The following is a 22817-nucleotide window of genomic DNA, read 5'->3' as shown; positions in this document are numbered from 1 at the left end:
TTTCATGCTTTCGCCGCCTTGATTACCCGGCTTTGGACCACGTCTTTGTCTGTGATGCCCGCGTTCTAAACCCGTACATACTCAAGAAAAACAAGGCAGTGAAAGATTGACCCTTGAATTTCAAATTCAAGTTAAAATAAGCTTACGGTTATGGAACAGAAACAGCAAAAGTTCGGATTTAAAATCGGTTTTGGTGTCACCCGATATATAATCATGCCGTGAGCGTTGCTTAAACATCAGCGGCTATCGCATGATATTTAGTTTTTTTCAATATAAACCAAGCACATAAAGAGAACACATGTTAGTTATTGTCGGATATTTGATCCTCTCTATCTCAATCATGGGCGGATTTATGGGGGCCGGCGGACACCCCGGCGTTCTTTTTCAGCCCTTTGAATTTGTGATCATTATTGGAGCGGCCTTGGGCGCTTTCGTGTGCGGAAACTCCATAAATGTAATCAAAGAGGCTATCAGTCAGGCCACCGCCACCTTAAAAAGCACCCCGTACAATAAAGCCTATTACCTTGAGCTGCTGTTGTGTTTTTATGCGATCACCACCAAAACACGCAAGGAAGGCTTATTATCGCTGGAAAGTATTATCGACGATCCGAAAAGCAGCCCGGTCTTTACGCCCAGAATTCTCGGCGATCACCATTTATTGGAATTTATCTGCGACAACCTTCGCCTGATTGTAACCGGCGTTGAGGTCTATGCGCTGGAAGAACTGATGGATCAGGAACTCGAAACCCATCATGAAGAAGCCCATGCGCCGGTCAAAGCCATCCAGAATATCGCTGACGGCATGCCGGCCTTTGGGATTGTCGCGGCGGTAATGGGCGTCGTGCATACCATGGAATCAGTCGGTATTCCGCCCTCAGAGTTGGGCAAATTAATCGCCGCGGCCCTGGTGGGTACATTTTTGGGTATTTTACTTTCCTATGGTTTTGTCGGCCCCGTCGCTGCGGTCATGGGGGAACGTTCCGAAGCGTCAGGCAACGTCTATAAATGCGCCCAAAAAGGCTTGCTGTGTTGCGCCAAAGGCGTATCGCCGGCCATGACTGCGGAATATATGCGCACGATGATTTCTTCCTCCATGCGTCCCGGCTTTCTGGAACTGGAAGAACAGTTAAGAGCCAACAAAGGTTAAAAAATGGCCGACCAACAACCGATCATCATAAAAAAAATCAAAAAAGGCGGACATGAATCTCATGGCGGCGTGTGGAAACTGGCTTACGCCGATTTTGTAACCGCCATGATGGCTTTTTTTTTACTGATGTGGCTGTTGGGTACAACCACCGAACCGGAACGCCGAGGCATTGCCGAATACTTTCAAGACCCTTTTAAGGCATCCGCGGAAGAAAAAGGAGCCGATATCGGCGATCGCACCAGCATAATTCAAGCGGGCGGCGCGGATCTCACGTCACAAGATCAAGGCCAGGTTGACAAAGGCCTGACACCGGAAGAGAAGGAAATGACGGCAGAGGAAATAGAACAGAAAGCCGAGGAAATTGAGCGGGAAAAGCTCGAGAATCTGAAGGAAAAAATCCAGAATAAAATCGATACAACTCCAGAATTAACCGAGTTTAAGGATCAAATTAAACTGGAAATAACCTCCGAAGGCTTACGGGTTTTGATTGTTGATGCGCAGAACAGGCCCATGTATAAACTGGCTAGTGCCGAACCCGAGCCGCAAATTAAATTGCTTTTAAGGGCGCTGGCTCCGGCCATCAACGAATTACCCAATAAAGTCAGCGTAAACGGCCATACCGATGCACGGCCATTTCCGCCCAATCAAAAGAAATATACCAATTGGGAACTCTCCAGCGACCGGGCCAATGCCGCTCGGTACGAATTGAATCAAGGGGGGCTTGCCGAGGAAAAGGTTTTAAGAGTTATCGGGTTATCGTCCAGTGTTCACTACAGCGCCACCACCGAACCGCTGGATCCGATTAACCGGCGAATTTCCATTATCGTTATGAACAAAAAAACCGAGCAGGAGATTTTGCAAACCGAAGGCGGCGACCCAAACACGCAAGGCACGCCACCGGAGGCTGAAAGCACATCGCCAAGTACTGAAACGGCGCCGCCTCAACAAACGGAACCCAAATAACGTTAAAACTTTTGTAACTTTTTTCGCGGCACATCAAGAAGCCGACAAGCTGAAAACCACCTTTTAACGCCCTGTTCCGCTGTTTCATTATGTTTGGCGGCAATCGGGCTATCTTGTTTTTGACTTTAGCTTTTATCAGATTCGCCCTAAGCAACCGATTTATTCGGAAAACCCGTATAAATACATCACCTCATCCTCACCTTCCAGAATAAACTTTACGTCGTCATCGGAAATTTCAACATCCAGAGGATAAGGCTCAGCCGCATCGTCAAAATAATCGGATTTGATGTAAAACTCGTCATCACTTTCTTTTACCAGAACGACCGAATAGCACTCTTTGTCTTCGTCTTGATCGATATTTTTCAAGGTGAAACTGACACTGTTGCCATCGGGGGCTACGACCGGATTTTGCTCTGTTTGCTCATATTCGCAGGCTATATCTTCATCATCAATGAACACATATGTCATCGAAAAATGCTTTAAACGATTAAAATCTATCGACATCATATAACTCCCAACATGTTGTCCAGCGCTTTCTTGGCGTACTTCGCCACGTCCTCGGGCACTGTAATCCGGTTAACTACATGGCCTGCGGCCAGGTTCTCCAGCACCCAGGCCAAATGCTGCGGGTCGGTTCTGAACATGGTTGAGCACATGCACAATGTAGGCGACATGAAATGAACATTTTTGCCCTGCGCCTTGCATTCGTCGTGCAGGCGGTTGACCAGATTGAGTTCCGTTGCAACCAGCCATCGGGTGTTGGCTTCGGCTTCGCGGACCGTTTTTAAAATGTACTCGGTGGAACCGATGTAATCCGCTTTTTGGCACACCTCGAATGCGGCTTCCGGGTGCGAAATAACCTTGGTTTCCGGGTAACGTTTAAGGAATTCGTCAATATGTTCCGGCTTGAACACCTGATGTACGGAGCAATAGCCGTTCCAAAGGATGATTTTGGCGTTGCGGATTTGCTGTTCGGTCAAACCGCCCATCGGCTTGTTGAAATCCCAGGCCACCATTTCATCCAGCGGTATGCCCATCCTGTAACCGGTATTGCGCCCCAGATGCTGGTCGGGGAAAAACAGCACTTTCCGTTTTTTGGCAAAGCTCCATTCCAAAATCTTCTGGGCGTTGGATGAGGTGCAGACGATGCCGTCATGCTGGCCGCAAAAGGATTTAAGATCGGCCGCAGAGTTGATATAGGTAACGGGTGTAACCTCGGCCTCCACATCGATTACTTGCGCCAATTCATCCCAGCACTTTTGCACCTTGAGCAGATTGGCCATGTCGGCCATCGAACAGCCCGCCGCCATGTCCGGCAAAATGGCGATCTGCTCGGGACGGGACAATATATCGGCGACTTCGGCCATAAAGTGCACGCCGCAAAACACGATGTATTCGGCGTCGGATTGCGCCGCATCCCTGGACAGCTTTAACGAGTCGCCGGAAAAATCGGCATGCTTGAACACTTCATCGCGCTGATAATGATGCCCGAGCACCACGCAACGGCGGCCAAGCTTGACTTTGGCGGCGATAATCCGCGCATCGCATTCCTCATCGCTGAGTAAGGCGTAATCTTGAATCGGGAATGGGGTATTGGTCATAAATGAAACTCCTCTGCGGAGAATTTTGAGGTTAGTTTACTGCTTAACATCGGCAGAATATGGCGTTTGTGCCCTAAGAGGGAGAAACCTTAAAAATCTATAATCGCTTAAAACCGGCAGATACGAACCGATTTTTTAACCTGCATAGCTATGAATAATATTCATGTATTCTTTGCCGGTCTTGGTTAGTCTTTTCACAACAGCATGAAGAATACACAACAATTTCACCAATTCCAGCCCATCAATACCGGCTAAATCCCTGCCTATCACGGCATCGACAAAATTGAATCCCGCCGATAGGAACGAGCTGTCGCAGTTTATTTCAGTGTCTTTAAAATGATATTTATCAATCAGCAGCTCAAGGATTCTGATGGCATCGGCATCGTTTAAAGTCTTGTTATTTTCAATATCGTAAGCACAAAAAGCGCCTTCAATGGCATTGCTATAACCCGTCAATACATCACTTTCATGTACTTGATTGGTCGTAAAAGACGGCACTTCGTTATATTTCCGTTTCGGCTTTTGATAATATGAGCACTCTAAACAGGAATCTTCTTTGCGGATAGTTCCGCAGCACAAGCTACACACTAATCCATTAGCGATTACACACTGTCTTTTCCCTTTTCTTGAATTACATATTGGGCATTTAGCCATATTTGCTTTCTCTGTAATATTTGTTCATACCATACATAGCAACCGGCTTGGTAGGTCAATCCATAAAAGCATTTCACCACGAAGGCACGAAGAGCGCGAAGAAATAAAACTTCGTGTCCTTCGTGCCTTCGTGGTGAATAAAAAAGCTTTTTAGTCCTTAACTTTCTCTTTTCCCGCAGGTTTAATCAACCTGATGCCCAGTTCCTTCAACTGCTCATCGGTGACGACCGCCGGTGCGCTGACCAACGGACAAGCCGCCGATTGGGTCTTGGGGAAAGCAATCACGTCGCGAATAGAGGTTGATCCTGTCATCAACATGACCAGACGGTCAAGGCCGAACGCCAAACCGCCATGCGGAGGCGCACCGTACTTCAATGCATCCAGCAGGAAGCCGAATTTTTCCCTGGCTTCGTCTTCGCCGATGCCTAAAATCTCAAGCACGGTTTGCTGCATAGCGCTGCGGTTGATACGAATCGAACCGCCGCCGACTTCGGTGCCGTTCAACACCAAATCGTAAGCGCGCGATAATGCCGCACCCGGATTGACGACCAACTCTTCAACCGAGCAACTTGGCGCGGTGAACGGGTGATGAATCGCATTGTAACGACCGCTTTTTTCATCCCATTCGAACATCGGGAAGTCAACCACCCAAACCGGTTTCCAGTCGCCTTGCAGCAGGTTCAAATCATGCCCCAACTTGACCCGCAATGCGCCCATCGCTTCATTAACGATGTTCGCTTTATCCGCGCCGAAAAAGATCAAATCGCCGTTTTGCGCGCCGGTTTTGGCCAACACACTGTCCCAAACTTCCGCAGGAGCGAATTTAACGATAGGCGATTGCAAACCGTCGACACCGGCCGACAGGTCGTTGACTTTGATATAAGCCAAGCCTCTTGCGCCGTAAATGCTGACATATTTCGTTAACGCATCGATGTCTTTACGGCTTAATTCGCCGCCATTCGGTACGCGCATTGCAACGACGCGGCCTTTCGGATCGTTAGCCGGCGCCGAGAAGACTTGGAAATCGACGTCTTTCATGTCCTCGGCAACATCGACCAATTCCAGCGAAATCCGTAAATCGGGACGATCGACGCCGTAACGGGAGATGGCTTCCTGATGCGTCATACGCGGAAATTTGTCGCCCAGGTTTACGCCGATCACTTTAATGAACAACTGGCGGATCATTTCCTCCATGACATGCATGATCTCGTTTTCATCCATGAACGAAGTTTCGATATCCAGCTGGGTGAATTCGGGCTGACGGTCGGCGCGCAAGTCTTCGTCGCGGAAGCAGCGCACGACTTGATAATAACGGTCCATGCCCGCGACCATCAGGATTTGTTTGTACAATTGCGGCGATTGCGGCAGCGCGAAAAACGAATTTTCGTGGGTGCGGCTCGGCACGATGTAATCGCGCGCGCCTTCTGGAGTCGCTTTGGTTAGGTACGGCGTTTCGATCTCGAAAAACTCGTTGTCGTCGAGAAAATTTCTTAACACCCGCGTCACGTCGCGGCGCACCTTCATCTTTTCCTGCATCTCGGTGCGGCGCAAGTCGATATAGCGATAGCGCAAACGCAGTTCCTCGTTGACCTCGATCTCGCTTTCGACCGGGAACGGCGGGGTTTCCGACTCGTTCAGCACGACGATGTTTTTAGCCAATACCTCAATCGCGCCGGAATGCATGTTGGGATTAACCGTGCCTGCCGGACGGTCGCGAACCAAGCCGGTAATTTGTAATACATATTCACTGCGGACGCTTTCAGCCGTCGCGAAGGTTTCAGCCACGTCGGGATCAACCACAACTTGCACCAAGCCGGCGCGGTCTCTCAGATCGATAAAAATAACGCCGCCGTGATCTCGGCGTCTATGTACCCAACCGCAGATTGAAACCGTTTCGCCTAGCTGTTGTGTGTTTAATTCTCCGCACTTGTGAGTACGCATAAATTTTCCCTGTTGATTTAGTTAAGGTAAAAAGCAAAAGACGAAAGGCTCAAGGCGAAAGCGTGTTCGTTGTCTTTCACCTTGTGTCTTGCGCCTGTTTTATTAACTTTTGCAGTTGCCGGCCGGACAGCCGCCGGAAGGCGAACAACTGGCTTCGCCGGCGACATTCTTCTTGGCGCCGCTTTTAAAATCGGTTTCGTACCAGCCGCTGCCTTTTAATCTGAAGCCGGCTGCAGAAATCTTTTTCATTAATTCCGGCTTGCTACAGGCTGGACAGATAACGAGGGGCTCGGCGCTGAGTTTTTGTAACGCTTCGTGCTCATGACCGCATGATTGACATTGGTACTCGTATATTGGCATTTATCGCTCCGATAATAAGAAATAATAGCTACGATAAGTGCTGCGTTTAATTTTTCAAGGCACTTACTATAAAATAACCGCCTATTTTACAGAATTTAACTCCAATAATGAAAACATTAACCATCACAAGGCCGGATGACTGGCATTTGCATGTCAGAAACGGCGCTGTTTTAAAAACCGTCATGCCGCATACCGCCCGGCAATTTGCCCGCGCGATCATCATGCCCAACCTCAAGCCGCCGGTTACGACGGTGGCTCAGGCTTTGATTTATCGGGAAGAAATTTTAGCCGCAGTTCCTGCGGACCTGGATTTTACGCCGCTGATGACGCTTTACCTGACCGGCTCGACGACAACGGCTGAAATCAAAAAAGCCGCCGAATGCGAACATATCCATGCCTTCAAACTTTATCCGGCAGGAGCCACCACTAACTCCGATTCCGGTGTTGCCGACATCAAAGCTATTTATCCGCTATTGGCGGCAATGGAGCGGCATGACCTGCCCTTGCTGATTCATGGCGAAGTAACCGACGACGCTTGCGATATTTTCGACCGGGAGCGGGTGTTCATCGACACCTACCTAAGCGACATCACCCGCAATTTTCCTGGCTTACGCATCGTGGTCGAGCATGTGACCACAACTGAAGCCGTGCAGTTTGTGTTGGCTTCCACTCCCAATATTGCCGCAACCATCACCCCCCAACATTTGCTTTTTAACCGCAATGCGATTCTGGCCGGCGGCATCAAGCCGCACTATTACTGCCTGCCGATCATCAAACGCGAGTCGCACCGTCTGGCATTAGTCGAAGCTGCGACCAGCGGCAATCCAAAGTTCTTTTTGGGTACAGACAGCGCGCCGCACCTGACTTCGTTAAAAGAAAACGCCTGCGGTTGCGCCGGTTGTTACAGCGCCCATGCGGCATTGGAACTTTACGCGGAAGCATTCGAACGGGCGGATGCACTGAATAAATTGGAAGCTTTCGCCAGTTTTTACGGCGCTGATTTTTACCGGCTACCCAGAAATTCAGGTACAGTCACGCTGGAAAAAACCGCCTGGAAAGTGCCAGCTGTTTACGGGAAAAATGACCTGTCGATTACGCCGTTGAAGGCTAATGAAGAATTACCCTGGAAATTGCAATAACCTGGATATTGCCTACAAAAAAGGGCCGGTGCATAACTACCGGCCCTTTCGTGGATCAGGTATGGATTAGTAAGGCTTAATCGGCCCCAAATTATCCTCATTAAACTCCTTATCAAGCTCCAGCAAATCATGTCCTTCCGGCAGGTTGCCATCGTGGATCAGGTATTCACGATGTTGAAAATAAGCGCTCTTAAAAAACGCATACCGGTCTACGGCCGCTTCTGTAGCAATTTTTTCAGTAGCCAAGTTGTCTGCACGCAAGTCGGCGGCATTCAACGCAAACAAGCCGCCGGTGATTGCCCCACTATCAATATAGCTGATCGGATTCATCGCCGCATCGCCGATCAGACCGCCCACTCCCCGAGGAGAGCTTGGCCCGAAAAACGGCAACACCAGATAAGGGCCTGCCGGCACACCCCAGACGCCCATGGTTTGATCAAAATCTTCATTATGCTTGGGCAAGTCGATCATCTCTGCGACATCAATAAAACCGGCAAGACCGGCGACGGTATTCACGAGAAATCGCGATCCGTCCATACCGGTTTGTTCGATTTTGAACTGCAACAAGTCATTAATAGTTACGCCAATATCATTAATATTGCTGAAAAAATTAGTCACGCCGCGATCAACAAACGATGGCGTTATCCACTGATAGCCTTTGGCAACAGGCTTCATTGCATACTCGTCAAGATTATCGTTGAACGTCTGCACGCCTCTATTCCATTCTTCAAATGGATCCTGAGGATCTTTAGCGGAAGTTGCACACCCACCCAGCGCACCCAACAAAACAAGACATCCGAGTTGAGTGATTAATTTTTTCTGCCGCATTACATTTTCTCCACAACGCTGTTATTGATTTTCGCGTAACATATCATAAATCGCCGCATTTATTACTCATCATTTCAACACATCTTGGCATAACTCACAAAATGGATACACCTGCAATTCCCTTAGACAAACGTTTCCGGGGCTTCCTTCCGGTAATCATTGACATAGAAACAGCCGGATTTAATCCAAAAAAAAATGCATTACTGGAGATTGCCGCGGTTATTGTTGAATATAACGGCAACGGCGACCTGGAAGTAACCGAACGTTATACAACACATGTCATTCCCTTTAAAAACGCCGAACTGGACGAAGCCGCTCTCAAATTTAACAAGATCGATCCGCACCATCCGTTTCGGATGGCTATCGAAGAGAAAGATGCGCTACACATGCTGTTTAAGCCGATTAAAGAAGCCGTCAAACGTAATAATTGCACACGGGCAATCTTGGTCGGCCACAACCCGGCTTTCGATATCAGCTTCCTGAATGCAGCCATTCAACGGACCCAAATAAAACGCAGCCCTTTTCATCCGTTCAGCACTTTCGATACCGCGACGTTGGGAGGATTGGCCTATCAGCAGACAGTGCTGGCGAAAATCGCCCAATCGGCAGGATTGGACTGGGATAACGAAAAAGCGCATTCAGCGCTCTATGACGCCGAAAAAACAGCGGAACTGTTTTGCATGATCGTCAACCGCTGGAAGGAACTGGAATCGCGAGCGTAAGTCGGGTTCGCGTAGCGTAACCCGACAAATCAAATACAACTTATTCTTCTACACCGCCAACCGCAGCCAACATCTTTGCCAGCTCACCCTTTTGATAAAGATCGGTAACAATATCGCAACCGCCGACTAATTCGCCGCCAATATAAAGCTGGGGATAGGTCGGCCAGTTCGAATACTCTTTAAGCGCCTCGCGAAGCTCGGGATCCTCGAAAATATTAACGTGCTTATATTTGGCATGGCAGGCCTCTAACACCTGCACTGTTTGACCGGAAAAGCCGCATTGAGGAAAATCCGGCGACCCTTTCATATATAAAACCACCGGATTATTTCCAATCTGGTCTTTAATTCTTTCTATAACGCTCATGATGATAATCACCCAATAAATGAAAAACCCACTGATTTTATCAACTTTATAACGGCTAAAAAAGAAAATCTTGCAATCCGGCCGCCGGGGCAACCGCTGAGCACACTAATCGGCGTCATTTAACACCCCACTTGGAATGGCTTTATCTGACAATATCTTTTGCTTGATTTAATAACAGACGTACTATAGAAACAAGAAATATTCCGGCTAATGCCGATCGATTAATTAACGCACGAGGTATTTTGCCCATGCTTAGCGTAGCTGTCCAATTCATTTTAGGCTTGGCCTATGCCAATGCGGGCGCCAATGCGGGCGAATGGCTGATGCATAAATACATTCTGCATGGGCTGGGACGAAATCGGCATAGTTTCTGGGCTTACCACTGGTATGAACATCACGCCGCTTGCACCCAAAACGCCATGCTCGACCCGGGCTATCAGTCCATGAATTTAACAACATGGAATCCTCAAACCAAGGAATTGGCGGTGTTGATAAGCATTGTACTGCTGCATGCGCCACTGTTGATCATGTTCCCGCTATTTGCCGGTACACTATATGCTTCCTTGATGTTTTATTACTATAAACATCGTAAGGCCCACCTTGACCCGGCTTGGGCTAAACGGCATTTGCGCTGGCATTGCGACCATCATCTCGGCGGCAATTCCCCCGGTAACTGGTGCGTTACCTGGCCTTGGTTCGATTACCTAATGGGAACCCGCATTAAAAACAAAACCCTCGAATAGACTGACGAAACCAATTCTTCAGGGAAAATATATTTTCACACCCAGTTAAGAAATTATGCAGTCCAATCACCGTTTCTTAATCGCATTGCCGAAAACATTACGAATCCATTATATCCGCTTAATTACTAAATTGCCCCTGACTCCGAAGAACCTTGATTAGTCATCAAATGTAAAATTCATGCTAATAATAATTCTATTATAATTGCTTAAATTTTTAGTTACGCAATGTAACAATGTGCTATCAAACATTATGAACTTACCCGTTTCCGCTTTCTCCAAATACATTTTAGTTACAAATGGATTCTCATAAACTTTAAATACTATATCCCCACTATTATGTGGAACATCTACATAATATACCGCACTTACCTTAGCTCCCTTATTGTAATTAGTATGGGTGGCGTGATCGTGCCAATTGGTGCTTTCATTGTGTTGATGCACAACCGCCCAAACAACTTCATTCGGGTCTGATGTTGGAACGGGTTTTATTTTCAACCCATATTGTTCCTCAAACTTATCCATCAAAGTGCGCATCAACTTTTTAACTTCTGGAAATAAGTCCAGTCTAATATCCTCATAACGAATATCTTCTGGACTATCTTCCATGAAGTTTCTTCCTTCGTAATTACGCAATATGTTAGCTTTTAACTTTAGGTTATCTATATTGTCCAAATGTCCAACTAAATACTCTAATGTGTATAACACCTTGCTTTCCATATTAACTCTTTGGCAGTGCTTTGGAAAATCCGTTAGGTAAAGTTCTAGTGCATATTAAAGTTGCTACAATTGGCGACACTGCGGCCCCCATCGCGATCCCAACTCCAGCAGGCGTTCCCCACAATGCGGCCGAATCTAATGAGTAGTAAATACAATTTGAAACACAATTAAATAAAAGGTCTTGATTCACTTGCCCCTTTACACCAGGTATCAAATAAATTAATTCTGTAGACGCTTCCGCCAATGCTATTGCAGTTGCATATTTTCCAGCAGTTGAAATCATAGTTACATATAATGAACTCATCGTAGTTGATGTCGCCGCCCCCTCTGGCTGCGCAGGCGTAAATGCTGCGACGAAACCCATCGATAGCGACGCCGTTAGACCAATTCTACAAGCGTTCTCATCAATCCACGCATAAGCGTCTACTGCCGCATCTTTAACAACCTCAACACCAGCAATAACTTGTTGCTCAGCTTGTTTTGATAAATCGTTAAACTCCTTTGAAGTTGTATCAATACCAGCCTTTGCCATTTCTTCGGTATTTTTCAATACCGTCGCTTCAATGCTTTCAGTTCTAGCGGCCGTATCATTAGCAAAATCGACTGCGTAATTGTATGTATCAGTTGCGACATTGATAACGGTAGTTGTAGTATCAACGACCGTATCAATCGTATCCGTTGCACCTTTTTCAATTGCTTTTCCAGCATCTTTTCCGGTATCTACGACTGCTTTACCGGTATCTTTTGCACCCTTGTCTATTGATTTGCCAACACCCTTCGCGCCTTTACTGACAGATTTTGTCCATCCCATAATTTCCACCCCATAATTTTAGTTGTTTATTCCGTTGTAAGATTAAAACCAACGCGTTCCAGGCGTCAGATTTATCATGATTTTTTGACATATGATATCGCTCTTAACTGAAAAGAGGCGATAAAGGCCAATAGGTTGTTTTCAGTTATTTTTTGATTTTTTAGTCGTTTCTGCGGTGCAATTTTGGCAGATTGACCGAACATAGCTTCGATCTCATCCTGAAACCTGCCCTATAACATCAGGTTCAAGTCTTGCATTGTGCATTTTTGAAAAAAATACGGACAGACTAAGGTGGTTCTGAGCTTCTGTAATTTAGCGGTCAACCGCTCCTATTTGCTAAATTCACCCTTTACGACCGGTTTTCATTGTTCACTATTTCACTATATTTGTATAGTCGGTCTAAGCTTACAAATGAGTTGACAAGAACATTCCGGTTTACGGCAAACAAAGATATGGTCTCGACGATGGGCGGCAAAAAAATGAGTGCGACCTATCGTCTGGAAGAATAAAAAACAGATAAATAACTTAAACTTATTCCAATTGTCCTCCGTTATTCGCAAATCCCGACACATTGCTATCGCTGTAATGCCGTAAAGTGCATCAGCTCAAAAAAATTGGGTTATCAAAAAAAACATTTATACTTCCTCTACTGCGTTGGCATCTTAGTTACGGACGACACCGAAGCTAGCGGGTAAAAACCGTACACCACCATAATAATAAAACAAGGAATCCTCATGCCCCTCTTTACCTCTTCTCCAGGCCTTGCCCTGCCTTTTGTATTGATGCTGACGCTATCCGGCTGCTCCGCAATGCGCAGTTACGATAACGAACTCAAACAAACCATAGATCTGGTCGGACAAGGCCAGCTTGATCAAGCCTTAACTCAACATGAAGCCAACAACACCGGCGGCGACTTCGATTTGCTTTACTATCTGGAAAAAGGCGAATTATTGCGTTTGAAAAGCCAATATAAAGACAGCGCAGGCGCGTGGATGTTGGCCGACCGGAAAGTCAATGAGTGGGAAAATGAGGCCAAAATCAGGGCCGGCGCAATTTTGGAAAATGTCGGCGCGGTGGTGCTAAACGACAAAACCCGCCGCTACGACGGGCATGATTATGAAAAAGTCATGCTGTCCACCCGACTGGCTCTGGATCACTTATCGGCAGGCGACTGGAATGCCGCCAGAATTGAGATCAAGAAAACCCACGAGCGCGAAGCCATTATCGCGGAAATCAACGCGAAAGACGCCGAGGCTCTGGAACAGGAAAGCAAGGAAAAAGGCATCGCCACAACCTTTAAGGATTTGAACGGTTATCCGGTCGAAACGCTTAATTCGGCCGAAGTCACCCGACTGAAAAACGGTTACCAAAGCGCTTTCAGCCATTATTTGGCCGGTTTTGTCTATGAAGCCTTGAACGAACAGGGACTCGCCGCGCCCGGTTACCGGCAGGCGATTGAGCTACAGCCCAATATTAAAATTCTGGAAGACGGCCTGGCGACGTTGGAAGCCCGTACTAGCCTCCGTAAACCTGCCGAAACCGATGTGTTGTTTGTGGTTGAATCCGGCACCGCGCCCGCGCTTAGCTCAGTCACTATTCCCGTGCCGGTCATCGTCAGCAATTTGGGCGTTATTCCCATATCGTTTCCGGTACTGCATTCAGACCCCAGCCGCACTCCGCAACCCAGCACCCTCGGCATCGACGGCAAAGAAACCCTGCCATTAGCGGGTGTGACCAGCCTGGATACAATGTCCAAACGGGCATTAAGAGACGATATGCCGGGAATTATCGTTCGGGGCATTCTTCGTGCCGCGGCAAAAGCAATGTCCCAAAAAGCCTTGATGGACCAAGGCGGCGGCGCGGCGATTGCCGGCATTGCGCTGAATATAGCCAATGTCATTACCGAATCCGCTGATGAACGCACTTGGCGCACTTTGCCTGCAACCATCAGCATTGCCCGCGCAACATTGCCTTCCGGCAAGCATGACATCGCCATCGGCGGCAGCAAGCAATCCATCGACATCAAAGGCTCTCACGCCGTCGTGGTGACGCGTCTGCTAGGCAATCAGGTTTACTGGTCGCAACCGGCTTATGGGCCGCACACGCCGGTTTATGCCGCACCCGTTGTTATTGAGCCTGCGAACGACAATAGCGCGGCTGCAACCAAAGGCACCGCTAAATCCAAAAAGAAAAAAGCCAGAAAACCTGTCCAACAAGCAAAAGGATAAACCATGCATCCGTTTAAAATCGTACCGTTAGCAATTGCTTTGTCGCTGCTCAGCGGCTGCGCCAGCCACAAGCCGCCGCCACGGCCCGGCAGCATCCATGCCAAAGTCGAGCAGCTAAGTGAAATGTCGTATCTGCAAATAACCGACCTGCGCGCCGTAAAACGCAATCATCTGTTGACGGTGCAGGCGGAGATCAACAATACCGACTCGGATAATCAACAGCTTTACTATCGCTTTAAATGGCTGGATGCCAACGGCTTTACGGTCGGCAGCGAGGAAGCCTGGAAACCAGTGTTGGTTTACGCTTACCAGAAACAAACGTTAACGGCCGTCGCGCCGTCGCCCCAGGCCACCGATTTCAGGCTTGTTGTGCAAAGCCCGGATAACACCGGTAATCTGCCTTAGATAACGGTAACGGCGACTTTAGCCGCCTTTTCAATATATTGAGCGACTGAAGTCGCCCCACACCAACAGAGACATAAATCCATGTATAACTATTCAAATGCATTCAAAGCCACAACGATAGCGCTGCTGTTAAGCGGTTGCGCTACGCAGTCGCCAACACTCAGCTCGGGCAATGTCGAATACGGCGACAGTAAAGCGGTTGAAACTTTGACTAACGAGTTCGGTTCCACCGATCTGCAAACCATAGCGGAATCGATGGCCGGCTCGCTATTGCAATCCGCTCCCCTGACTGCAAAACAGCGCCCTTTAGTAACAGTCGCTGATGTAAAAAACAGAACCAGCGAATACATAGACACAAAATCCATCACCGATTCGATACGAGCTAAAATTCTGAAAAGCGGATTGGTGCGTTTTGCAGTGGACACCAGCGCCATGCAAACCCAGGTCGAGGAGTTAACCCGGCAAAATCAAACAAGCCTATACAAAAAAAGCAAATCCAAGAAAATGGGTAACATGGAAGGCGCCGATTTCCGTATCGAAGGCTCCATCACCTCTATCGTCAAACGCGCAGGCGATGTCAAAGACGTGTACTACAAATTCAGCTTGCAACTGGTGGACAACGAATCCGGCATCATGGAATGGGCCGACGAAAAAGAAATACGCAAAACATCCAATAAATCCATGTTCTAGTGAGCCGCCCAATGAAAGCGTTGCGTTTGTTATTCCTGATGTCGTCACTGTTTGGGGCTTGTAGCGCCCAGGCGACTAAAATCGCGGTAACCGATCTGGCTTATGCCGAGCGTGTCAGCGGTTATTTTCATATTGTCGATTATCACAACAAGTCGTCCGAGCGCGCGAGCCACAGCGAGCGGGAACGGGACGGTTTTGAAAGTTCCTCGGCTTCGAGCCGTTCATCGTATAACGGAAAATCACAGACTGATTATACCGAGGTCGAAAGCAGTTACAGCTATATAGAATATGGCGAGTTGCGTAAATTTGTCGGCGACATTAAAGGGGAAATCCTTAAAACCGGCGACTTTAAACTATCGCAAGCCAAGCCTTATACCGCCAAGAGCGGCGAGCAGATCTACGACATTATCAGCCGCATCAAAAAAGGCGCTTATCCTGGGGCCGATTATGTGTTATTTGGCACGGTCAGCGATCTTGATTTTCGCAATGAAGTGAATCCCATTATCGGTACTGACACGCTGTCCAGCACTTTCAGCCTGACGCTGGTCGCGGAGTTCAGCCTGATCAGCACCCGCACTTACGAAGTCAAAGCCGCCTTTAGCGCTACCGGCGAGGGTCAGGATGTTCGTATTGTGACCGGAGGAAGCCGGGTGGTTCCGAGTCGCGGCAAGGTCGTCTCGGAAGTGTCAAAAAGCCTGGGACTGGATGTGGCGCGGCAGATTAATGAACAGCTGGGCATCGGCGCCTATCAAAATACCGCCCCTGCACCCGGCAATGCCATGCAGGAAGGAGAGGTCGTACACTTTGCCCCGTAAAATCAGAAGTTAACGTTAACGGATCAGCACGAGCACTGATCTGTTAACGCCTGGTGACGCTATTTATTTTAGTGCGTTAAAGGTATAAACGTAATCGTTATCCTTCATCGGCATGTGACAAGCAAAACATTCCTTCGCTTTAGCTTCCTCGTGCATGATGAGCTTTCCGCCTTCCCAATGGCCAAATCCCCAGCCGCCGGTATTGGCGTATTTTTTCCCGTCCTTAACCATCGCCTCGGCGGACGCAAACTCGCCGGGAACAATCGCTTGCGGCCAATTGGGATGCGTGCTTTCCTTCCACACGACTTTAGCTAAAACGGAGCCGTCCGGCCAAGGCTTGGTCTGTTCTTTTCGTGCTGCGGCGATAGCCGTATCGTTACCTAAAATAGCCCGCAGTGTTTTTTTATCTTCCCTGTGGGAAACGGCCAACAAACGCCAGTCGATATATTCGCCGTGGACCGGTTTTGCAGTATCTGCCGGCGTTTTAGTTTCCGCAAATAATGTTGCGGATAAAAACAAACAACCGGCAAACAGGAATAAACCCAATTTAAGATTTTGCGATTTTTTCATATAACCCTCCGTTCTAGTTCAGAATGCGTTTTAGAATTTGAGTATTTAGCTCTTGATCGGCCGCATGAATTAAGCCGCCCGATAGAAAGTAATGCCCGAATGTTATACCAGAAAACCAAGCAACTAACTCTGTTTTCATTAACGGGGTAACGACAAACCTTAGCCGAATCGACGTTCAGCGTTACAATAGTAACCATGAATACGAATCTCACTCCTTTTTCAGCGCTGACGCCCGATATTATTTTGAACGCGCTCGACGCTATAGGCCTGCATAGCGATGGCCGATTGCTCGCGCTTAATAGTTACGAAAACAGGGTCTACCAGGTCGGCATGGCGGATACATCGTTTATTGTGACCAAGTTTTACAGGCCCGGACGCTGGACATCTGCGGCCATTCTTGAAGAACATGCTTTTGTTCAGGAATTGTTCGAGTCTGAAATTCCTGTCGTTCCGGCGACGCCGTTTGGCGATCATCAGACGTTAATCGAAGCCGACGGTTTCCGCTTTTCGGTATTCCCAAGACAAGGCGGTCGCGTGCCAGAGCTTGACGGCCGCGAAACACTGGAATGGATGGGACGGTTTATCGGCCGTATTCATGCCGTCGGCGCTTTACAGCCGTTCAAGGACCGGCCGACGCTTGATATTGCCGGTTTCGGCGATGAACCAAGGGCTTATCTGCTGGCGAATAACTTCATCCCCGCCGATCTTACCGAGGCTTACCGTAGCGTGAGCGAACATGCGCTGGCTGGCGCAAGACGTTGCTTCGAGCGCGCAGGCAAGGTGAAAAACTTGCGCCTGCACGGCGACTGTTATCCCGGCAATATTTTATGGACCGATGACGGCCCGCATTTTGTCGATTTCGATGACAGCCGGATGGGGCCTGCGATACAGGATTTGTGGATGTTGCTGTCCGGGGATCGCGCCGAAATGACCGTGCAGTTAAACCATCTGTTGGCCGGCTACCGGACTTTTTACGATTTCGATATCCGGGAGCTGCATCTGATAGAAGCCCTGCGCACCCTGCGTCTGATCCATTATTCAGCCTGGATTGCTAGGCGCTGGGATGATCCGGCGTTTCCTATGGCGTTCCCGTGGTTCGACATCCCGCGTTATTGGCAGGACAGGATTATTGAGCTGCGCGAACAGATCGCGTTAATGGATGAAGGGCCGCTTGAGTTGGGTTAAAGCTTACCTTGCAGCATGGACTTTACCGGGTTGAATGTTCTTCTATGCACATCCAAAAAACCGAACCGCTCAATTTCGGCCAGATGCTGTTTGGTACCGTAACCTTTGTGCTCGTGAAACGCAAAGTCTGGATACTGCTGATGATACTCAACCATCAGCTTATCCCGCTCGACTTTCGCCAATATTGACGCCGCGCTGATCGCCTGCACTTTGCTGTCGCCTTTGACGATGGCTTGGGCGGGCATGGACAATTGGGGGAGACGGTTGCCATCCACTAACACTTCATCGGGCTGGATGTGCAATCCTTGTACCGCTCGTTGCATTGCCAATAAAGTGGCCTGAAGAATATTGAGTTGGTCAATCTCTTCAACACTGGCTTGCGCAATCGACCAGCTTAAAGCGGCTTCTTTGATCAGGATGTAAAGACTATCCCGTTTGCTTTCGCTAAGGATTTTGGAATCGGCCAATCCGGCTATCGGCCGCATCGGATCGAGAATGACTGCTGCTGCGAAAACCGGACCTGCAAGCGGTCCTCGGCCCGCCTCGTCAACGCCGGCGACAATACTTTTGGTTGAAAACCCATCATCCATAACGGCTTCAGTTTAAGCGTGCCAAAAGCGCTTAACGCAATATGCCCCGGCTGACGTTGCGCAAAAAACTGACCATGTCGGACAATTCTTTGCTTTCCCCGGCCAAATCTTCCATTTGATCGATGGCGTCTTCGAGGCGCAAATTGGTCTTGTAAATGATCTTGTAAGCTTTCCTGATTAAGCGGATGTCTTCGGGGGATATGCCGTTGCGCTCCATGCCGACCGAGTTTATGCCGTGCGGCCGGGTGGGCTTGCCGCCGACCATTACAAACGGGGGAATATCCTGAGTAATCGCGCTGCCCATCGCGGCAAAGCTGTACTGCCCTATCTGGGTAAACTGATGCACCAGGGTGAATCCGCCCAAAATGGCGTGGCTGTGCAAATGCACATGACCGGCCAACGAAGCGCCGTTGGCCATAATGACGTGATTGCCGATGATGCAATCGTGCGCTACATGGGTATAAGCCATAAACAAGTTGTCATTGCCTATCTTGGTAAGGCTTTTATCCTGCTTGGTACCTCTGTGCATAGAGGTATACTCGCGTATCGTATTTCTATCGCCGATTTCCAGCCGGGTGATCTCGGCCGCATACTTCTTGTCTTGGGGATCTTCGCCGATGGACGTGAATTGATAGATACGATTTTGCTTACCTATCGAGGTAGGCCCTTTAATAACGACATGGGAGCCTATAACGGTACCCGCATCAATCTTTACATCAGGCCCGATAACGGAAAAAGGGCCGACCGACACGTCATCAGCCAGCTCCGCCTTGCTATCAATTATCGCTGTTGGATCAATCAAATTAATTTACCACGGCCGCACATCTGATTTCGGCGCTCGCAACGAACTCGCCGTCAACCTCGGCGCAGCATTCGAATGCCCAGATATTGCGTTTGCTTTTAAGGAATTTTGCTTCCAGCATCAATTGATCGCCGGGCACAACGGGTCTTTTAAACTTAGCCTTATCGATGCCGACCAAATAATAAATCATTCCGGCCAGTTCATCCCCTGCTGTTTCGGATGCCAACAACCCTGTCGATTGAGCCAAAGCTTCCAAAATCAGTACGCCGGGCATAATGGGTTTTTGCGGAAAATGTCCTTGAAAAAACGGTTCGTTATAAGTGACGTTTTTCACTCCCAGCAACCTAACGCCGGGCTCGCATTCGATCACCTTATCAACCAGCAAAAAAGGGTAACGATGCGGCAGGAATTCTTGTATTTGTAAAATATCTAGCTTAATGGACATGTCTAAGGATTTTTCTTATAAAGTTGATGACGATGCGATGGGATAAAAACCGTGTGTAATTATTCCGGCATGGCTGACAACTTTTGTTGAACTTGGCTAGTCACGTCAATTTTTTCACTGGCATAGATAACGCCATCGGTGAGTAATAAATCAAAATTTTGGTCTTTGGCTATTTCCCGAATAGCTTCAACGATGCGGCGTTGCAATTTGCCCAATTCTTCATTGCGACGGGCATTGAAATCTTCGCTAAACTCCTGCTGGGCTCTTTTTGCATCCCGTTTCTTGTTTAAAATATCCTTTTCCAGGTTGGCCCGTGCCGACTCCCCCATCACGGCGGCGTCTTTGGTCATTCTTTCGTCCATGCTTTGGATTTCTTTTTGCTGAGCGACTAATTGTTTATCTCTAGGTGAAAACTCTTGCTCCAGGCGTTTTTTGGCTTTTTCCGCCTGAGGTGCTTTTTCAAGAACGGCTGGTATATTGACAAAGCCAATTTTTAAATCAGCATAGCTCGCATTAGCAGCGAGCAACAATCCTAAAAATAAAGCAATTTTTGTTTTCATTGTTACACGGTTCTCTGGTGAAATTAAAATAAGTAATGATTAAGAATAAGTTAAATCATATGCCGAATTATAGGGGATAAGCCTGTTAAACAAAACCAACTTCTTCTAGAAATTTTGCCCGAAGTTGAATTGAAACATCTCTTTTTGATCCCCTGTAATAGTGCCATCGGCTGCTGTTGTGGTGGATTTGGCATTTAGCGGTAACGCGGCACTGACAGACAAAGCGCCGAACGGCGACATCCACTCGCCTGAGACCCCGACAGAATATTTTAGGTTATTCGTTTTAAAACCGTCACTAATGGACCCTGCATCCATAAAGGTCCCTAACCTGACTGATTTTGTCTCAGGTAAAAAAGGCACAGGGAAAAACAATTCGGCATTCCCGATAATTTTGCTGGAGCCGCCAAACGCATAGCCATTGGAGTCTCTCGGCCCCACAGTATTATTCTTAAAGCCCCGTATAGACCCGGTACCGCCGCCGAAAAAATTCTCAAAGAAAGGCAAAGCGGTTGTCTTTCCATAACCATTCCCGTATGCCGCCTCCCCTTGCAGTCTGAATGTAAAATCTTTAGCCAGGGGGAAATACAATTGATGTTTGTAAGTAAGCTTATAATATTCCAGATCGCTGCCGGGGACTGTCGCCAACGCGGAAAAACGCTGTTGTTGCCCTTTATTCGGGAAGATAGCCCGGTTAAGCGTATCATGAGTCCAACCCACCGATGGCGCCAATGTCAGAAACGAATCGCCTGTCGCCTTAACTTTCTTCCGGGTATTGGCCCCTCCTGCAACGTTACCGTTTGAGTTATTTGCACAAATATCCGTGCCATTATTGCCATAAATGAAGTCGCAAATCTGATTGGATGAATAACTGGTTGCACTCAACGAAGTATGTTTTACATCGATATCGAAACGCAAGCTGTCGAACTCATTTAGCGGTATGCCGAAATTGATCCCGGCATTCGCCACATTGGTTGAATAATTGGCAATATTAATTTGGCCGGCATTTCGCTTGGTATAACCCACATTATAACCTTGACTGACGCCATCCACGGTGAAATAAGGGTTTAAAAAACCAAACTGATAACTTGTTAAGTAACTACTATTGTTAAAGGCAAGATTCACCCGCTTACCCGAGCCGAACACGTTATCCTGAGCGATATTGGCATTCAATACGATACCTTGAACCTGAGAAAAACCGACGCCTGCCGACAAATTGCCGGATGGCTTTTCCACGACTGAATAATTAACATCGATCTGATCCGCGGCGCCTGCAACCGGCGGCGTTTCCACAGTGACTTCCTCAAAATAGCCCAAGCGTTCAAGACGCGTTTTCGACCGTTCAATTTTCGAACTGGACGCCCAGCTGGACTCCATTTGCCGCATTTCCCGGCGCAACACTTCATCGCGGGTTTTGCTGTTGCCTTTCATGTTAATACGCCTGACATAAACGCGCTTGCCCGGATCGACAAAAAAAGTCATATCGACGGTCTTTTTCGCCTCATTGATTTCCGGCACCATGTTGACGTTAGCAAACGCATAGCCGTCATCACCCAAGCGGTCGGAAATTGCTTTAGAGGTTTCTGTAGCGTTTTTCCTGGAAAAGATTTCTTCCGGCCCTACCTTGACCAGCTTGATAAGTTCGGGAGGATCGACCACCAGATTACCGGCTAACTTGACTTTATCCAGCGTATAAACATCGCCCTCTTTGACATTGATCGTGACATAAATATCTTTTTTGTCCGGGGTGATCGCTACCTGCGTCGACTCGATATTGAAGTTGACATAACCGCGATCCAGGTAATAAGAACGCAAAGTCTCCAAATCCGCCGACAACTTTTGTTTGGAATACTGGTCGTCCTTGGTATAGAACGACAATAAATTCGACGTATTCAACTCAAGATTGCGCAACAGGGTTTTATCGTCGAAAACGTTGTTTCCGACAATATTGATCTGTTTAATCTTGGCTACCCTGCCTTCGGAAATCTTGATATGAATACCGACCCGGTTGCGGGTAAGGTTAGACACGTCGGTCTTAATCTTTAAGCCGTATTTGCCGTGGCTGAAATATTGGCGGCTTAACTCCTGCTCGACTTTATCCAGCACTTGCTGGTCGAACACCTTGCCTTCGGCCAAACCGATTTTCTTTAAGGCTTTAGTCAAGTCATCCTTGCTCAAATCCTTATTGCCTTCAAAAATGATCTTTGCAATCGAGGGCCGCTCCACCACGTTAACAATCAACGTTGATCCTTCCCTTTCCAGAGAAATATCCTTAAAAAAACCGGTTTTGAATAGCGCCTTGATTGCCGGAGCGACATTATCCAATGAAAATCTTTCTCCCACATTAACCGGGAGATAGTTATAAACGGTGCCTACAGAGATACGTTGCAGACCTTTGACCTGAATATCCTCTACAACAAACTCTTCATCACCTTTAACCGCCTGGGAAACAAGTAGAAACAGCAATAGCGCGCGCGAAAAAGTATTTAATTTCATGTAGAAGTCTAAGAATGAAACAGCTATTGTCCAATATTGAAAAA

The 22817-nt window shown here is 47.8% G+C and carries 25 protein-coding genes; 10 read left to right on the top strand and 15 right to left on the bottom strand.

Features of this window, described 5'->3' with window-relative positions; genetic code table 11:
* Positions 1–298: 298 nt before the first annotated feature.
* Positions 299–1147: a flagellar motor stator protein MotA gene (gene motA / locus B0F88_RS02835; RefSeq protein WP_104422435.1), complete on the top strand. Its 849-nt coding sequence runs from the start codon at positions 299–301 to the stop codon at positions 1145–1147.
* A gap of 3 nt (positions 1148–1150) precedes the next feature.
* Positions 1151–2110 (top strand): flagellar motor protein MotB, encoded by a 960-nt coding sequence (motB, locus tag B0F88_RS02830; RefSeq protein ID WP_104422434.1) that lies wholly within the window; start codon positions 1151–1153, stop codon positions 2108–2110.
* A 159-nt stretch (positions 2111–2269) separates the two neighbouring features.
* On the opposite strand, the gene B0F88_RS02825 is transcribed toward motB, so the two are convergent.
* The 5 genes from B0F88_RS02825 to B0F88_RS02805 form a co-directional block, all read right to left on the bottom strand.
* Positions 2270–2578, bottom strand: coding sequence for a hypothetical protein (locus B0F88_RS02825; RefSeq protein WP_181049823.1), 309 nt, complete (start codon positions 2576–2578; stop codon positions 2270–2272).
* Positions 2579–2613: 35 nt separating this feature from the next.
* Positions 2614–3711, bottom strand: coding sequence for a quinolinate synthase NadA (nadA, locus tag B0F88_RS02820; protein WP_104422432.1), 1098 nt, complete (start codon positions 3709–3711; stop codon positions 2614–2616).
* Positions 3712–3846: 135 nt separating this feature from the next.
* Positions 3847–4365, bottom strand: coding sequence for a hypothetical protein (locus B0F88_RS02815; protein WP_146083302.1), 519 nt, complete (start codon positions 4363–4365; stop codon positions 3847–3849).
* 150 nt (positions 4366–4515) lie between these two features.
* Positions 4516–6306: an aspartate--tRNA ligase gene (gene aspS / locus B0F88_RS02810; RefSeq protein ID WP_104422430.1), complete on the bottom strand. Its 1791-nt coding sequence runs from the start codon at positions 6304–6306 to the stop codon at positions 4516–4518.
* Positions 6307–6408: 102 nt separating this feature from the next.
* Positions 6409–6666, bottom strand: a complete 258-nt coding sequence (locus tag B0F88_RS02805; RefSeq protein WP_104422429.1) for an FmdB family zinc ribbon protein — start codon at positions 6664–6666, stop codon at positions 6409–6411.
* Positions 6667–6773: 107 nt separating this feature from the next.
* Here B0F88_RS02805 and pyrC point away from each other — a divergent pair, with 107 nt between their 5' ends.
* Positions 6774–7805: a dihydroorotase gene (pyrC, locus tag B0F88_RS02800; protein ID WP_104422428.1), complete on the top strand. Its 1032-nt coding sequence runs from the start codon at positions 6774–6776 to the stop codon at positions 7803–7805.
* 66 nt (positions 7806–7871) lie between these two features.
* On the opposite strand, the gene B0F88_RS02795 is transcribed toward pyrC, so the two are convergent.
* Positions 7872–8633 (bottom strand): MlaA family lipoprotein, encoded by a 762-nt coding sequence (locus B0F88_RS02795; protein WP_104422427.1) that lies wholly within the window; start codon positions 8631–8633, stop codon positions 7872–7874.
* A gap of 101 nt (positions 8634–8734) precedes the next feature.
* Between B0F88_RS02795 and rnt the strand changes: the two genes are divergently transcribed.
* Entirely contained in the window at positions 8735–9355 is a 621-nt protein-coding gene (gene rnt / locus B0F88_RS02790; RefSeq protein WP_104422426.1) for a ribonuclease T, read from the top strand.
* A gap of 40 nt (positions 9356–9395) precedes the next feature.
* Here rnt and grxD read toward each other — a convergent pair whose 3' ends face one another.
* Positions 9396–9719: a Grx4 family monothiol glutaredoxin gene (gene grxD / locus B0F88_RS02785; RefSeq protein ID WP_104422660.1), complete on the bottom strand. Its 324-nt coding sequence runs from the start codon at positions 9717–9719 to the stop codon at positions 9396–9398.
* Positions 9720–9967: 248 nt separating this feature from the next.
* On the opposite strand from grxD, the gene B0F88_RS02780 reads away from it, so the two are divergent.
* Positions 9968–10462 (top strand): hypothetical protein, encoded by a 495-nt coding sequence (locus B0F88_RS02780; protein WP_104422425.1) that lies wholly within the window; start codon positions 9968–9970, stop codon positions 10460–10462.
* Positions 10463–10618: 156 nt separating this feature from the next.
* Here the strand turns inward: B0F88_RS02780 and B0F88_RS02775 are convergent, their stop codons facing one another.
* Together B0F88_RS02775 and B0F88_RS02770 are read right to left on the bottom strand one after the other, a co-directional pair.
* Positions 10619–11179, bottom strand: a complete 561-nt coding sequence (locus B0F88_RS02775) for a putative 2OG-Fe(II) oxygenase (protein WP_104422424.1) — start codon at positions 11177–11179, stop codon at positions 10619–10621.
* A 1-nt stretch (position 11180) separates the two neighbouring features.
* Positions 11181–11990 (bottom strand): hypothetical protein, encoded by an 810-nt coding sequence (locus B0F88_RS02770; protein WP_104422423.1) that lies wholly within the window; start codon positions 11988–11990, stop codon positions 11181–11183.
* A gap of 734 nt (positions 11991–12724) precedes the next feature.
* Between B0F88_RS02770 and B0F88_RS02765 the strand changes: the two genes are divergently transcribed.
* The 4 genes from B0F88_RS02765 (at position 12725) to B0F88_RS02750 (ending at position 16128) form a co-directional block, all read left to right on the top strand.
* Complete coding sequence (locus B0F88_RS02765; RefSeq protein ID WP_104422422.1) at positions 12725–14218, top strand: COG3014 family protein; 1494 nt, start codon at positions 12725–12727, stop codon at positions 14216–14218.
* A 3-nt stretch (positions 14219–14221) separates the two neighbouring features.
* Positions 14222–14623 (top strand): YcfL family protein, encoded by a 402-nt coding sequence (locus B0F88_RS02760; protein WP_104422421.1) that lies wholly within the window; start codon positions 14222–14224, stop codon positions 14621–14623.
* 81 nt (positions 14624–14704) lie between these two features.
* Positions 14705–15313: a penicillin-binding protein activator LpoB gene (lpoB, locus tag B0F88_RS02755; protein ID WP_104422420.1), complete on the top strand. Its 609-nt coding sequence runs from the start codon at positions 14705–14707 to the stop codon at positions 15311–15313.
* Positions 15314–15324: 11 nt separating this feature from the next.
* Positions 15325–16128: a penicillin-binding protein activator LpoB gene (locus B0F88_RS02750; protein WP_104422419.1), complete on the top strand. Its 804-nt coding sequence runs from the start codon at positions 15325–15327 to the stop codon at positions 16126–16128.
* Between the two features lie 63 nt (positions 16129–16191).
* Here the strand turns inward: B0F88_RS02750 and B0F88_RS02745 are convergent, their stop codons facing one another.
* On the bottom strand, positions 16192–16698 hold the full coding sequence (locus B0F88_RS02745; RefSeq protein WP_104422418.1) for a cytochrome P460 family protein: 507 nt from the start codon (positions 16696–16698) through the stop codon (positions 16192–16194).
* A 195-nt stretch (positions 16699–16893) separates the two neighbouring features.
* Here B0F88_RS02745 and B0F88_RS02740 point away from each other — a divergent pair, with 195 nt between their 5' ends.
* A complete protein-coding gene (locus tag B0F88_RS02740; protein ID WP_104422417.1) occupies positions 16894–17883 on the top strand; it encodes a serine/threonine protein kinase in 990 nt (329 codons plus the stop codon).
* Here the strand turns inward: B0F88_RS02740 and rnhB are convergent.
* The 5 genes from rnhB to bamA form a co-directional block, all read right to left on the bottom strand.
* Positions 17880–18473, bottom strand: a complete 594-nt coding sequence (gene rnhB, locus B0F88_RS02735; protein ID WP_104422416.1) for a ribonuclease HII — start codon at positions 18471–18473, stop codon at positions 17880–17882. The two genes, B0F88_RS02740 and rnhB, sit on opposite strands and share 4 nt — an antisense overlap.
* Before the next feature lie 31 nt (positions 18474–18504).
* Positions 18505–19275: an acyl-ACP--UDP-N-acetylglucosamine O-acyltransferase gene (gene lpxA / locus B0F88_RS02730; protein WP_104422415.1), complete on the bottom strand. Its 771-nt coding sequence runs from the start codon at positions 19273–19275 to the stop codon at positions 18505–18507.
* Between the two features lies 1 nt (position 19276).
* The gene (gene fabZ / locus B0F88_RS02725) at positions 19277–19720 is read right to left on the bottom strand and encodes a 3-hydroxyacyl-ACP dehydratase FabZ (protein ID WP_104422414.1); all 444 of its coding nucleotides are present in this window, start codon (positions 19718–19720) and stop codon (positions 19277–19279) included.
* 59 nt (positions 19721–19779) lie between these two features.
* Positions 19780–20280: an OmpH family outer membrane protein gene (locus B0F88_RS02720; protein WP_104422413.1), complete on the bottom strand. Its 501-nt coding sequence runs from the start codon at positions 20278–20280 to the stop codon at positions 19780–19782.
* A 105-nt stretch (positions 20281–20385) separates the two neighbouring features.
* Positions 20386–22773 carry an outer membrane protein assembly factor BamA gene (bamA, locus tag B0F88_RS02715; RefSeq protein ID WP_104422412.1) on the bottom strand — a complete coding sequence of 796 codons (2388 nt, stop codon included), beginning with the start codon at positions 22771–22773 and terminating at the stop codon, positions 20386–20388.
* Positions 22774–22817: the final 44 nt, after the last annotated feature.

This window comes from Methylobacter tundripaludum (assembly GCF_002934365.1).
GTDB classification, from domain to species: domain Bacteria; phylum Pseudomonadota; class Gammaproteobacteria; order Methylococcales; family Methylomonadaceae; genus Methylobacter_A; species Methylobacter_A tundripaludum_A.
This window is presented reverse-complemented; position numbering and strand designations above follow the sequence as displayed.

What these genes read in the sequence shown, in the direction of transcription:
- nadA (WP_104422432.1), bottom strand. Translation starts at nt 3,711, where the DNA reads ATGACCAATACCCCATTCCCGATTCAAGATTACGCCTTACTCAGCGAT.
- rnhB (WP_104422416.1), bottom strand. Translation starts at nt 18,473, where the DNA reads ATGGATGATGGGTTTTCAACCAAAAGTATTGTCGCCGGCGTTGACGAG.
- B0F88_RS02795 (WP_104422427.1), bottom strand. Translation starts at nt 8,633, where the DNA reads ATGCGGCAGAAAAAATTAATCACTCAACTCGGATGTCTTGTTTTGTTG.
- B0F88_RS02740 (WP_104422417.1), top strand. Translation starts at nt 16,894, where the DNA reads ATGAATACGAATCTCACTCCTTTTTCAGCGCTGACGCCCGATATTATT.
- motA (WP_104422435.1), top strand. Translation starts at nt 299, where the DNA reads ATGTTAGTTATTGTCGGATATTTGATCCTCTCTATCTCAATCATGGGC.
- B0F88_RS02760 (WP_104422421.1), top strand. Translation starts at nt 14,222, where the DNA reads ATGCATCCGTTTAAAATCGTACCGTTAGCAATTGCTTTGTCGCTGCTC.
- aspS (WP_104422430.1), bottom strand. Translation starts at nt 6,306, where the DNA reads ATGCGTACTCACAAGTGCGGAGAATTAAACACACAACAGCTAGGCGAA.
- B0F88_RS02775 (WP_104422424.1), bottom strand. Translation starts at nt 11,179, where the DNA reads ATGGAAAGCAAGGTGTTATACACATTAGAGTATTTAGTTGGACATTTG.
- B0F88_RS02805 (WP_104422429.1), bottom strand. Translation starts at nt 6,666, where the DNA reads ATGCCAATATACGAGTACCAATGTCAATCATGCGGTCATGAGCACGAA.
- lpoB (WP_104422420.1), top strand. Translation starts at nt 14,705, where the DNA reads ATGTATAACTATTCAAATGCATTCAAAGCCACAACGATAGCGCTGCTG.
- B0F88_RS02750 (WP_104422419.1), top strand. Translation starts at nt 15,325, where the DNA reads ATGAAAGCGTTGCGTTTGTTATTCCTGATGTCGTCACTGTTTGGGGCT.
- B0F88_RS02815 (WP_146083302.1), bottom strand. Translation starts at nt 4,365, where the DNA reads ATGGCTAAATGCCCAATATGTAATTCAAGAAAAGGGAAAAGACAGTGT.
- rnt (WP_104422426.1), top strand. Translation starts at nt 8,735, where the DNA reads ATGGATACACCTGCAATTCCCTTAGACAAACGTTTCCGGGGCTTCCTT.
- B0F88_RS02770 (WP_104422423.1), bottom strand. Translation starts at nt 11,990, where the DNA reads ATGGGATGGACAAAATCTGTCAGTAAAGGCGCGAAGGGTGTTGGCAAA.
- fabZ (WP_104422414.1), bottom strand. Translation starts at nt 19,720, where the DNA reads ATGTCCATTAAGCTAGATATTTTACAAATACAAGAATTCCTGCCGCAT.
- grxD (WP_104422660.1), bottom strand. Translation starts at nt 9,719, where the DNA reads ATGAGCGTTATAGAAAGAATTAAAGACCAGATTGGAAATAATCCGGTG.
- B0F88_RS02825 (WP_181049823.1), bottom strand. Translation starts at nt 2,578, where the DNA reads ATGACATATGTGTTCATTGATGATGAAGATATAGCCTGCGAATATGAG.
- pyrC (WP_104422428.1), top strand. Translation starts at nt 6,774, where the DNA reads ATGAAAACATTAACCATCACAAGGCCGGATGACTGGCATTTGCATGTC.
- B0F88_RS02720 (WP_104422413.1), bottom strand. Translation starts at nt 20,280, where the DNA reads ATGAAAACAAAAATTGCTTTATTTTTAGGATTGTTGCTCGCTGCTAAT.
- bamA (WP_104422412.1), bottom strand. Translation starts at nt 22,773, where the DNA reads ATGAAATTAAATACTTTTTCGCGCGCGCTATTGCTGTTTCTACTTGTT.
- B0F88_RS02745 (WP_104422418.1), bottom strand. Translation starts at nt 16,698, where the DNA reads ATGAAAAAATCGCAAAATCTTAAATTGGGTTTATTCCTGTTTGCCGGT.
- motB (WP_104422434.1), top strand. Translation starts at nt 1,151, where the DNA reads ATGGCCGACCAACAACCGATCATCATAAAAAAAATCAAAAAAGGCGGA.
- B0F88_RS02765 (WP_104422422.1), top strand. Translation starts at nt 12,725, where the DNA reads ATGCCCCTCTTTACCTCTTCTCCAGGCCTTGCCCTGCCTTTTGTATTG.
- B0F88_RS02780 (WP_104422425.1), top strand. Translation starts at nt 9,968, where the DNA reads ATGCTTAGCGTAGCTGTCCAATTCATTTTAGGCTTGGCCTATGCCAAT.